The 11,966-nt window shown below is 35.1% G+C and carries 10 protein-coding genes; 7 read left to right on the top strand and 3 right to left on the bottom strand.

The annotated features are described in order from the left end of the window. Positions 1-27: 27 nt before the first annotated feature. Together HCH28_RS11500 and HCH28_RS11505 are read right to left on the bottom strand one after the other, a co-directional pair. On the bottom strand, positions 28-720 hold the full coding sequence (locus HCH28_RS11500; RefSeq protein WP_221681032.1) for an AIM24 family protein: 693 nt from the start codon (positions 718-720) through the stop codon (positions 28-30). 269 nt (positions 721-989) lie between these two features. Continuing rightward, complete coding sequence (locus tag HCH28_RS11505) at positions 990-2,258, bottom strand: L-lactate MFS transporter (RefSeq protein WP_221681033.1); 1,269 nt, start codon at positions 2,256-2,258, stop codon at positions 990-992. A 915-nt stretch (positions 2,259-3,173) separates the two neighbouring features. Between HCH28_RS11505 and HCH28_RS11510 the strand changes: the two genes are divergently transcribed. The 7 genes from HCH28_RS11510 (at position 3,174) to HCH28_RS11540 (ending at position 10,960) form a co-directional block, all read left to right on the top strand. Continuing rightward, complete coding sequence (locus HCH28_RS11510; protein ID WP_221681034.1) at positions 3,174-4,661, top strand: ATP-binding protein; 1,488 nt, start codon at positions 3,174-3,176, stop codon at positions 4,659-4,661. Further along, complete coding sequence (locus HCH28_RS11515) at positions 4,658-5,326, top strand: response regulator (RefSeq protein WP_221681035.1); 669 nt, start codon at positions 4,658-4,660, stop codon at positions 5,324-5,326. Before HCH28_RS11510 ends, HCH28_RS11515 begins: the two co-directional genes overlap by 4 nt. Before the next feature lie 280 nt (positions 5,327-5,606). After that, on the top strand, positions 5,607-6,641 hold the full coding sequence (locus tag HCH28_RS11520) for a DctP family TRAP transporter solute-binding subunit (protein WP_221681036.1): 1,035 nt from the start codon (positions 5,607-5,609) through the stop codon (positions 6,639-6,641). 57 nt (positions 6,642-6,698) lie between these two features. Then, positions 6,699-7,745 (top strand): DctP family TRAP transporter solute-binding subunit, encoded by a 1,047-nt coding sequence (locus HCH28_RS11525; RefSeq protein ID WP_221681037.1) that lies wholly within the window; start codon positions 6,699-6,701, stop codon positions 7,743-7,745. A 247-nt stretch (positions 7,746-7,992) separates the two neighbouring features. Beyond that, positions 7,993-8,490 (top strand): TRAP transporter small permease, encoded by a 498-nt coding sequence (locus HCH28_RS11530; RefSeq protein ID WP_048391136.1) that lies wholly within the window; start codon positions 7,993-7,995, stop codon positions 8,488-8,490. Beyond that, positions 8,471-9,739, top strand: coding sequence for a TRAP transporter large permease (locus HCH28_RS11535; RefSeq protein ID WP_004226042.1), 1,269 nt, complete (start codon positions 8,471-8,473; stop codon positions 9,737-9,739). Before HCH28_RS11530 ends, HCH28_RS11535 begins: the two co-directional genes overlap by 20 nt. A gap of 9 nt (positions 9,740-9,748) precedes the next feature. Then, positions 9,749-10,960 (top strand): MFS transporter, encoded by a 1,212-nt coding sequence (locus HCH28_RS11540; RefSeq protein WP_221681038.1) that lies wholly within the window; start codon positions 9,749-9,751, stop codon positions 10,958-10,960. A gap of 20 nt (positions 10,961-10,980) precedes the next feature. On the opposite strand, the gene HCH28_RS11545 is transcribed toward HCH28_RS11540, so the two are convergent. Then, on the bottom strand, positions 10,981-11,880 hold the full coding sequence (locus tag HCH28_RS11545; protein ID WP_221681039.1) for a DMT family transporter: 900 nt from the start codon (positions 11,878-11,880) through the stop codon (positions 10,981-10,983). Positions 11,881-11,966 lie beyond the last annotated feature (86 nt).

The raw sequence follows: 11,966 nt of genomic DNA on the forward strand, positions 1-11,966 counted from the left end.
GTGTCCGTAGAAAACGGACGCGCTTTTTTAGCTTTCACTAGACATATAAACTTCTTCAAATGGTTGGATAATAACAAAGCCCTCACCAGAAAACGCCATCTGGATGGATTCTCCACTGCCTCGGCCGATAAATGTACGGAAGCTAATATCTGTTTTAAATTCAGGTGTTAAGTTGCCTGACCATGCGACAGTAGCATGCGGATCAGTATATACTGTTTCACCTGGTTTCACTAATAATGTCAGTGGTTCAAAATGAGTTGTAATCGCAACCTTCCCTGTTCCTTGAAGGGTTACATTAAATAAACCACCTGACATGATGCCAGCCATTTTACGCATCAAACGTATATCCCATTCGATGCTAGGCTCAAAGGCAAGTAAATCATTGCCATTGACACAAATACTGTCGTTTCTCAAATCAAAAACAGTTACTTTCTTTCCTTGGTCCGCTAAGTAGAGTCTGCCCTTTCCGCTAGCTTTCATCAATTGCGTACCTTCACCCGTTAAAGCCTTTTTAAACATTTTGCCAAGACCATGCTCCAAGACGCGCTCACGTTCAAATTTAATATCACCTGTATAGGAAATCATAGCGCCCATTTTTGACCACACTTCACCGTTTAGATTAACCTCTAATACGCGTTCAGTTTCCAATTCAAAATAATCATTCTCATTATCGTCCTGCTGTGTTTTATGAACAAATTCATCTAAAGAAAATTTCCCCATGATTGATCCCTCCCTAATTACTTTATATACGTTGATCTTTGAGAAAAGATTCAATTTTTAACGGTTTGTTCCTCATTGTGCATTTCGTTACAAAATTTCTCTTTTAATAACGAAATCACTTTATTTCCAGTAATGTTATTGACATCAGACATGTGCTGTTATACATTAAACAAAGAAATTACAATTGTTATATAACAAGCGCTTCAAAAAAATAACTATATAAGTGCCATCCACGAAATGACACCTATATAGTAATTTGAAAGTTCATATTATTGTGTAGCAGATACATCTCCAACATTTTGCGCTGCTTTTAAAGCTGTTTGCTTACGTACATCTGCACGTAACGTTAAGGAAATAATCAACGAAGCTGCGATTAAACCTGCGAATACATAGAATACAGGAATATAGCTTCCATACGCATTTTTGATTGCACTTACTAACAACGGTCCAAATACTCCACCCAATGACCACGTTGTTAATAAATAACCATGAATCACACCAAGTTGCTTTGTGCCAAATAAATCACTTGCAAATGCAGGTAGATTTGAGAACCCACCACCATAGCAACTAACAACTAAGAAGATAAGTGCTTGGAAAATAATTACGTTAGTTGTATGTGGTAAAACGATAAATGTGATTAGCTGTGCTGTAAAGAAAATAACGAAAACGTTAGAACGACCGATATAATCAGACACAGCGGCCCAGATTAAACGGCCACCACCATTAAATAACCCCATAATTCCTACCATTGCGGCAGCACCTGCAACTGATAGACCAACAATTTCCTGTGCCATTGGTGAAGCAACAGAAATCATCATAATCCCTGCTGTTACATTAACTAAATGCATTGACCAAAGCATCCAGAAGTGCTTTGTTTTAACAGCTTCTCGTGCTGACATAACAGATAAATCTTTCTTCACTACGTCCTTACCATTATTGGCAGCTGCTTTCATATTAGCAGGCATATAACCTGGCTTAGGTGGTGCTATATATGAAGCCCCTAAAATCATTAACGTGAAGTAACTTGCCCCTAGAATAAAGTATGTTGTAGAAATGCCAACTGCCTCCATTAAGTTGGCTGCGACTGGTGCTGTAATCAGTGCACCCGATCCAAAACCAAGTACGGCCATACCTGTTGCTAGACCACGACGGTCTGGGAACCATTTTACAAGTGTTGATACAGGTGCAATATAGCCAATCCCCATTCCTAATCCACTAAGAACACCATATGTTAACCAATACATAACAACAGAATCCATTGAAATGGCTACACCAGCACCAGCTTGTCCTGCTCCAAATAAGACAGCTGCTACCATCGCCGATTTACGTGGTCCCATTTTTTCTACTAAACTACCAAATAATGCAGCTGAGAAACCAGCTAATCCCATCATAATGGTAAAGGCAATCGTTACCTTTGTTTCACTCCATCCCATTTCTGTGACAATCGGTAGCTTGTATACACTGTATGCATAGGCTCCACCGATTGAAAGGTGAATAGCGATTGCAGATAATGCAATTAACCATCTATTTTTATTCATAAATTCTCATTTCTCCCCTCTTTTGCTACCTGTGAAAATTCTATGAACGTCCATGTAAAACAATTTACCACTTAGAATTATTCAAATGCAAGATGTTTTTCTAAAAAATATTATTTCTCCAAAAAGTTTTTCATTCTTTTCTTAAAAATTAAAATCAAACAAACCTTACAGCCTCTAAGAAAAATGAAGTTTTACAAACTAAAAAATCTACATATACTAGATTTTATTATTTTTCTACTCTATTTTATCGTTATATATTAATTATTCTTAAATAATTATTTTTGTGTATATTTTCACATGCTGTTTATGAATAAAATCTTAATTAGAAAATTAATTTCTATTATCTATCTAAAGAAAGAACTATTTATTTAGTTTATTACGCTAGAATTTTTAAGAACAGAAGAGAAATTTGAAACTATTTTCTACAAGATTTTTACTTTTATATGTATGAACAAAAAGCTGGTTTCCGTCTTTTATTTCCATATTTGTATTATAATTTCAAAAAATTACAATACAATCAATGTATATTTCAAATTATTTATTGAAAGTGAAAAATTTTTTATTATTCAAATATATATATTAGAGTCCAATTTTCTGGCATATGTATGCCATTACAACAATATAAATCATATTTATCAATCGTTTTGTTATACTACACAATAAAAAAAATACTCTTCAACAAATCTTGTATTACAACAGCTTTGTTATTTATGGTAATTTAGTATAAACTAAGAATTTTTAGTATGTTTTAAGGTAAACATGCTTATTTTGTAGAATTGAGGTGATGAATGTATAAAAGAAAGCTAATAGCTATCGCTCTTTTATATGTCTATGAAAAATATATCTTTACGTCTAAAAATGTTTATTTTTTCATTTATTATTGTCCTTTTTTCTATAGCAACAAGTGGTGCTATCATGCTCCATAACCTTTCGGGTGCATTTGAGAAAGAATTTGGAGCACGAGCCATTGCTATCGCGAGAACCGTTTCACAACTGACAGATGTACAAAATAATGTTGGGAAGCCGAATGGATTTGAAGTTATTCAACCCATTGCGGAGAGAATTCGTTTAACAACTGATGTTGATTATATCGTGATTATTGATATGAAGAAAATCCGCTATTCTCACCCTTCCGAGAGCAAACTTGGCACAGTTTTTGAGGGTGGAGACGAAATAGAAGCTTTTTCACAGCATGAATACATATCAAAAGCTCAGGGAGTGCTTGGCTATTCCATCCGTGCATTCGTTCCTATAATGAATGAAGAAGGTACACAACAAGTTGGTGTTATTACAGTTGGGTTACTCACACCAAAATGGTACAACCTATTAGATGAATATCAATTTGATATATTGATTTCTCTTTTTTGGGGACTAGCTATTGGATTAGGTGGTTCAGTCTGGGTGGCTAATCACTTAAAGCGTCAAACATTTAACTTAGAACCATACGAAATCGCTCGCTTAGTCGAAGAACGATCTGGCATTATACAGGCAATGGATATCGGTATATTAGCAACTGACGAAAGCGGTAATGTATCATTTATTAACCGTCTCGCAAGGCAGTATACTCATTTCTTTGAACAAAGAATTTCCCGCAAAGAATTATTTAATGGGACATGGCTTGCGGAAGACATTTTACAGCAGCATGAAATATATAGACCTTTACTTATACATGACCAGATGTATTTAGTACGCACCTTCCCTATTCGAATTTTAGATCAAAATGCTGGATACCTTATAATGTTAACGGATCGTAAAGAGGCAAATATGTTAGCTGAAGAATTAACAGGGATTAAAATGCTTGTGGATTCCTTACGAGCTCAACAGCACGAATATATGAACCGTTTACATAGTATTGCAGGATTAATTCAACTAGATCGTAATGAGGAAGCTCTGAGTCTTATTATTGATGAAATTACGGATGAAGAGGAAATTATACAAATTTTACATGATAAAATACTTGATTACTCGATTCAAGGTTTACTACTTGGGAAGTACTCGCGAGCAAAAGAACTCGGCGTGGAACTGACCATTGATGATGATTCAAAGCTAGCCGATATTATGAGCGGTTTTTCTAGTGGTGATTTGGTAACTATAATTGGGAATTTGCTTGATAACGCGATGGAAGCATGCTTTGAGTGTACGTATAAAGATGTACGATTAACGTTAATTGGCGATAAGCACTATCTATATATAGAAGTACAGGATAGTGGCTTGGGGATAATAGGTTTACCGCATCGAATTTTCGAATATGGTTTTACTACCAAACAAAAGGAAGGACATGGTATTGGCCTTGCACTTGTTAAACAAATTGTAGAATCTAATAACGGAAATATACAAGTTGAATCAACGGTCAATATCGGTACAAATATTACTATTGAGGTAGGGATGATAGAGGAACAATGAGCATACTTTCAGTTTTTATTGTAGAAGACGATCCAATGGTGCTTGAGATAAATAAAGGTTTTTTAAATAAAATGGTTGGTTTTCAGCTTGTAGGCGAATCGATCACTGGTCGTGATGCTTACGAAAAAATTAAAGTGAAAAAACCAGATTTAATTTTACTAGACATGTTTTTACCAGATATGACTGGTATGGATTTATTTTTAAAACTCCGTTCAGAAAGGATTCCCTCAGATATTATTCTGATAACTGCTGCGCGGGATGCTCCGACTGTTCAAGAGGCTTTACGATTTGGTGCAAGCGATTATCTCATTAAGCCCTTTCGTTTCGAACGTTTTGAAAAAGCTTTACAGCAATATAAAAATAGCTCCAAGTTGTTTTCTAATTGCACGGCCTTAAATCAAGAGGATATTGATAATTGGCTAGGTATACAACAAGGGTCAAATGAATTACCTAAAGGCTTAAACAATTTAACGATGAAACAAATATTAGATTATTTAACAACATATCGAGAAGCTATAACCTCCGAGCAGCTGGCCCAAAATGTTGGAATGGCAAGGGTCACAGTTCGAAAATACCTAGATTTTTTAGCAACTAAAGGAACCGTTAGCATTGAACTACAATATGGAACAGTTGGACGACCAACGAAATATTATTCTATAAAATAGTTGAGCACAAATATTTATTAAAATAAAAACTCATATAGAATCTGCTATTTTTCTTATTATGCATAGCTTTATGATGCTTTACTATGCACATTAATAAAAGAAAAGTAAGCAGATTCTTTTTTCTCTAGCAATCATCTTGTATTATAACAATTTATCAATATAACTAATTGTTATATACCATAAATACCAAAATGTTCATTAAAACCATAATATTGAATATTTATTCGTATAAAATACAATAGAAAGCGTTCACATCTTATACAGTTAGGAGTGAATTGACATGTGGCGTAACCCTATAAAAGTACTATTCTTAAACTTATGTTTTTTAACCATCCTTATAGGCTGTCAACAGCAAACCTATCCAACTGACAATGAGCAATTAAGTCATGAAGAACAAATTGTCATTCGTTTTTCACATGTTGTTGGTGAAAACACACCAAAAGGAATGGCAGCAATTAAATTTGCGGAGCTTATTAAGGAACGAAGTAATGGTCATGTAGAGATTCAAGTTTTTCCAAATGGTGTACTGTACAAGGATGGTGAGGAGATGAATGCTCTTTTAAGAGGAGATATTCAGATGATTGCCCCTGCCATTTCAAAAATTACTACGTTTGTACCCGAATGGTCTGTCATGGATTTACCTTATGCATTTAAAAATGCAAAAGAAGTTCATACATATGTTGAAAGCGAAGTTGGGCAATCATTAATGAAGAGATTAAATAAACACAATCTAATCTCGATGGGCATATGGGATAGTGGTTTTAAACAGTTAAGTAATAGTATTCGTCCCATCCAAAACTTAACTGATTTACAAGGCTTACGCATGAGAATAATGCCAAGTGATATTTTAGCCGAGCAATTTTCCATTGCCGGTGCCTATCCTAGACGAATCGATTTTAATACGGTCTTCCATCAACTACAAAAAGGCAATGTTGATGGGCAAGAAAATACGCTCACTAATATCACAAGCAAAAATCTACATTCACTTCAAGATTACTTAACTATTAGTAATCATGGCTATCTAGGCTATTTGTTATTAATGAACAATGAATTTTGGAATTCCCTCCCTAAAAATGTACAGGAGCTTTTGATTGATACTCTTGAGGAAGTACAAAAATGGGAGTGGCAACAAGCAGAGAATTTAAGTGCAGAAAGACTTCAGGAAATGGAAGCATGTCAATGCATACAAATTCATTATTTAACGGAGGAAGAAATAGAGGATTGGGAAAACGCCTTTAAACCTGTATACGACTATTACACAGAAAATTATGGTTTTAAATATATTGAGGCACTTCCTAAAAATCAATTTCATTAACTAGGGTTTAAAAGGTTGCCCTTTTAACTATAAATATATATTTTAGGGGGATATAGAATGAAAAAATGGCTTTTCATGTCATTCATGGCTTTGCTTTTACTAGTACTTGCAGCTTGTGGTGGCGACAAAAAAGAACAAGCTTCTGCTCCAGCAGCTGAGGGAGATGGTGGCTACACCAAAGAAAAACCTCTTGTTATTAAATTCTCGCATGTAACTTCAATTGATAGTGTTAAAGGTAAAGCAGCCGAGGCATTTGCAAAATTAGTAGAGGAAAAAACAGAGGGTAAAGTGAAAGTTGAGGTTTATCCATCCTCGCAACTTTATGGAGATAACGATGAATTAGATGCCTTAGTATCAGGAAATGTGCATATGATTGCTCCTTCTGTAACGAAAATGGTAAAAATCGACCCTCGCTGGCAATACGTTGATATGCCATATCTTTTTGAAAATCAAGAGCATGCTCGTAAGTTCTTTAATTCAGATGTTGCAAAATTAATTTTAGAATCTGAACAACTAGCAGCTAACGACATTAAAGGTCTCGTGTTCTGGGAAAATGGCTTTAAACACTTTTCCAATAACAAACACCCACTTGTGACAGTGGACGATTTTAAAGGACTAAAATTTAGAGCACAAGCAGGTAAAGTTTTAGAATCGCAGTTTAAAGCTTTAAATGCAGGTTCTGCGACAATTGCATTTGGTGAAACGTATGCTGCCTTACAACAAGGAACAGTAGATGGACAAGAAAACACATTTAATAACTTTGATACTCAAAAATATCAAGAAGTTCAAAAGTACTTCTCCGTATCTGAACATGGTCGTCTAGACTATGCCATCTTTGTAAACAAAACATTTTGGGAAAAAATACCTTCAGAGCTATTGACAGCAGTTGAAGAATCATTAAATGAGGCAACAACGTTAGCTTGGGATTTAGCTGCGGAAGAAAACGAAAAATCATTCGAAAACATTAAAAACTCTGGCATCGAAGTCATTGAGCTATCAGATGCTGAAAAAGAAGCCATCAAAAAACAACTGGAACCAGTTTATGAAGAGTTTACTGATGTTATCACAGAAGAACTCATTAATGGTATTCGTGATTTAAAATAAAACAGAGTTCTTAAAAAACTTACTATTCCAACAATTAGTTGATGTAAGGAATAGAAAATCGTAACAACTTCTTGATTATTCTTTGTTAGGAAGTTGCACTGTAGTAGATGATTTATCGTCAATATCAATAATTTTATTAGTATATCGCTTACTTAAAAACGGGTGCTAAGAAGCTCACTTCAAACTGCAACATTTACAGTGGGAATAAAAGCATCCGTTTTTAACTTTAAATAAAGGAGGCAAAAACATGAAGGCCGTTTATAAAATATGGGGCTACTTAGAAGAAATTCTTGCAGGAATTTTTTTCGTAGCAGGTGTTGTACTCATTTTTTATGGGGTTATTATGCGCTACATATTCAATGAACCACAAGCATGGGTAGAGGAATTAGCACGCTATTCTATAATTTGGGGTACATTTTTGGGGTTTGGCTTAGCTCTTCGCCACAATCAGCATATACAGGTGGATATTCTATATGACAAGTTAAAGCCATCGAAAAAACGTCTATTAGATTTAGTAGCAACAGGCTTGAGCATCGCCTTTTGCTTAATTTACACGTACTATGGTTTTGTTTTAGTGGAAAATCGCTATACATCTGGTATGGTTTCACTTGATATCGGGATTCCAATGTGGATTGTATATTTAGTCCTACCTCTTTCAGGTATTTTATTTTTACTAAGATTCGTAGAACGATTAGTTAATATTCTACGAGGAAAGGATGAAGAATATGCTAATCCTCTTACTTAGTTTCTTTTTGCTATTATTTCTACGAGTACCTGTTGCTATTAGCTTAGCACTATCAACAATTCTAGTGTTCTTCCAAATAGATTTTAATATGAATATGATTCCACAGCGCATTTTTACTGCATTAGATTCCTTCCCTATGATGGCCATCCCAGGATTCGTGCTAGCTGGCGTATTAATGGCGCGCGGTGGGATATCAAAATATTTAATTGAAGCTTTACGTGCATGGATTGGTCACCTGCCAGGTGGTCTTGCAGTTGTTACAATTGTTGCCTGTGCTATTTTTGCCGCTATTTCAGGCTCTTCACCTGCCACAGCAGCAGCAATTGGCTCTATTATGATCCCTGCAATGATTTCAGCAGGCTATAAAAAACGTTATTCGATGGGACTTGTTGCAGCAGGTGGTACATTAGGAATTTTAATTCCACCGAGTGTTCCATTAATTATTTATGGTATCACCTCGGAGCAATCAATTGGTGAATTATTTATGGCTGGGGTTCTTCCTGGATTAGCTTTAACAGGAATTTTAATTATTGCTGCCATCTTTTATGCGAAACGCAATGGATTTAATGGAGATCAACCAGCTTCTTGGGAAGAACGTGGGCGTAAATCTTTAAAAGCCATTTGGGGAGCATTTTTACCTTTTTTAATTTTAGGAACAATCTATTCAGGAGTTGTGACACCAACTGAATCAGCGGTGATTGCAGTTTTTTATGGCCTTATTGTATCCTTGTTTATCTATCGTGAAATGAAGCTAAAGGATTTCCGCGAAGTATTAGTAGAATCTATTAATATTACCGCTATGATTTTCTTAATAATAGGTGCCGCTTCGTTATTTGGGCTTTATTTAACAAATGCACAAGTACCACAACAAGTGGGCGCATGGATTGCTGAAAGCGATTTAAATAAGTGGATTTTTATGATCATTGTCAATATTTTGTTCTTTATTATGGGTATGTTCTTAGAAGCTGTCTCTATTATTTTAATCACTTTACCAATATTATTGCCAATTCTTGCACACTTCGATATCAATCTATTACACTTTGCCATTATTATGACGATTAATATGGAATTAGGTATGATCACACCACCAGTTGGATTGAATCTCTTTGTGGTAAGTGGGATAGCAAAAGAAAAACTTGGGGAAGTGGTAAAAGGCGTTATACCGTTTATCATTTTAATGATTATCTTCTTAGCACTTGTTGTCTTAATCCCACAACTTTCTCTCTGGTTACCAGAGCAAATGAAATAAGGCATTAAGATGGGTATAAATACAAAGGGTTATTCAATAAGAGATCGCTCTTTTTGGACAATTGTCATTAGTTTGGGCGGGGCTTCGGTTTTTGTCTTTGCTGCAATGTATTCTGTTCAGCCCCTGCTCCCCTTCTTTACAGAGCAATTTCATATTTCTGTATCCGTTGCAAGTCTATCCGTATCTATGACTACTCTATCAGTAATTGTTGGATTAATCGTGCTAGGTTTTTTATCAGATCGATATGGAAGAGTATTATTCATTCATTTATCCATAGTCTTTACCATCATACCATTTTTCTTCATGCCACTAACTGATTCTTTTTCTGCTATTATTTTATTACGCTTTATTCAGGGCTTTGCTATTGCAGGTGTACCTGCAGCAGCACTTGCCTATCTTAGCGAAGAAATTGATCAACAATCAATGGGCTTTGCCACTGCATTGTATATTTCGTGTAATGCACTAGGCGGAACAATTGGTAGACTCATGATGGGGTATATCACTGAATATTTTTCATGGAAAATGGCATTTGTTTCATTAGCCATTATGGGGTGCATCGTTATGGTAATTGTCTGGTGGATGCTACCTAAATCCAAAAATTTTTCGGTACAACAGCGTACGATTCAACAAGATTTACAAGGCTTTTGTTTCCATTTGAAAAACCCTCAATTATTAATACTTTTTGGATTAGGAGTTATTTTACAATTATCCTTTACTGGGGTTTGGTCATTTATTCCCTATTACTTAACAGCGCCTCCTTTTCTATTATCTTTACAAAGCATTTCTTTTATTTTTTTAGCCTATGGTTTAGGTATTATTGGTTCGCCTATTGCTAATGCACTTGCAGGAAAAGTTGGATTAAATACCATTCGAACATTTGGTGTTTGTTTATTAACTGTGGGAATACTTTTTACATTAAGCAAGTCACTTTTCATTATTGTAATTGGACTTTGTCTAGCATGTTTAGGTTTTTTTACTGCTCATGCATTAACTTCTTCATTGGTAAGTCGGCTAGCTCTTTCTCAAAAAGGAAGTGCCTCTAGTCTATATCTGGTCGCTTATTACCTTGGGGTGGCCTCTGGAAGCACAATATTAAGCCCTGTTTGGTCATTATTTCAATGGCATGGTATCGTAATCATTACTGCTTTTCTGCCAATAACATACCTATTTATTTTAAATTCGCTACAGAAACAGCAAAAAAGAGATGTACTCAAAAAATGAGCATCTCTTTTTTTGCTAATTCATTGTTTTTTTACAAGGACAATTGCTTTCATTTCTTTATAATATATGCACAGCAAAATTCCTACTAAAATTAATAAAAAGCCATATAATTGAACACTTGTAGGGAATTGTTTTAAAAATACCGCACTCAATAGCATGGCTATAGCTGGCTCAAAGTTTAACAACAGTGACGCATTTGTTGAGCCGACCTCCTTCATTTTTTGATTCCATATTAAATTGCTTACCCCGTGGATAATAATCGCTGATAAAATGAGCAAAAACCAGTAGGGCATTGCAACTTGCCAATTCGTCTGCGGCAAAATAGTAAATGAAAACGGCACAAGCACCAGTAAACCTATTAAATTTGTATAGAACGTAATCGACTGGGCTGACATTTTCTGACTAAGATGATTGACAATAATGAGGAACAAAGCAAAGCTTAGCATTGTAATTAAGCTCAACACTTCACCCACACCGATTGAAATGGTGATAAGTGCCCCTTTGGTAATGATGAGGCCAACACCAACAAATGAAAGTATCGCACCTAGCCAAAATATGCCGTTCCGTGATTCATGATAGATCATTTTATTCAGTAGAGATGTAACAATCGGTGCACAGGCTAATATTAAAGCGGCAGTGATAGGAGAAATGTGCTGGAGACTAGCATAAAAGCTATAGTGATTAATGGAAACGCCTAGTATTCCTGCAAGGATCAATAACAATAAATCATTTCTTGTAAATGTTGTTCGGAAAATTATTTTCCAACTAATACTTCCTAAAAACAGAACAATGACAATCAATCTAAAAATGGTGACTGTTAAAGGATCCCAATGGTCAATTAAAATAGAGCCAATAATGAAGTTACTAGCCCAAAAAAATACACAGCTAAATAAAATCATATAGATTGTTAGTTGTTTCATATTTTATCACACCCGCAAATAAAGAGATTTCTACATAAGTAATGGCAAATCTACTTTCCTTTATTCATCTTTTCTATTAAAACATA

Source organism: Lysinibacillus sp. K60, from assembly GCF_019731275.1.
Lineage (GTDB): Bacteria > Bacillota > Bacilli > Bacillales_A > Planococcaceae > Lysinibacillus > Lysinibacillus capsici.

Bases quoted from the DNA above. Each gene is read 5' to 3' on its own strand.
- HCH28_RS11500 (WP_221681032.1), bottom strand. From the start codon at position 720: ATGGGGAAATTTTCTTTAGATGAATTTGTTCATAAAACACAGCAGGAC.
- HCH28_RS11505 (WP_221681033.1), bottom strand. From the start codon at position 2,258: ATGAATAAAAATAGATGGTTAATTGCATTATCTGCAATCGCTATTCAC.
- HCH28_RS11510 (WP_221681034.1), top strand. From the start codon at position 3,174: ATGCTCCATAACCTTTCGGGTGCATTTGAGAAAGAATTTGGAGCACGA.
- HCH28_RS11515 (WP_221681035.1), top strand. From the start codon at position 4,658: ATGAGCATACTTTCAGTTTTTATTGTAGAAGACGATCCAATGGTGCTT.
- HCH28_RS11520 (WP_221681036.1), top strand. From the start codon at position 5,607: ATGTGGCGTAACCCTATAAAAGTACTATTCTTAAACTTATGTTTTTTA.
- HCH28_RS11525 (WP_221681037.1), top strand. From the start codon at position 6,699: ATGAAAAAATGGCTTTTCATGTCATTCATGGCTTTGCTTTTACTAGTA.
- HCH28_RS11530 (WP_048391136.1), top strand. From the start codon at position 7,993: ATGAAGGCCGTTTATAAAATATGGGGCTACTTAGAAGAAATTCTTGCA.
- HCH28_RS11535 (WP_004226042.1), top strand. From the start codon at position 8,471: ATGCTAATCCTCTTACTTAGTTTCTTTTTGCTATTATTTCTACGAGTA.
- HCH28_RS11540 (WP_221681038.1), top strand. From the start codon at position 9,749: ATGGGTATAAATACAAAGGGTTATTCAATAAGAGATCGCTCTTTTTGG.
- HCH28_RS11545 (WP_221681039.1), bottom strand. From the start codon at position 11,880: ATGAAACAACTAACAATCTATATGATTTTATTTAGCTGTGTATTTTTT.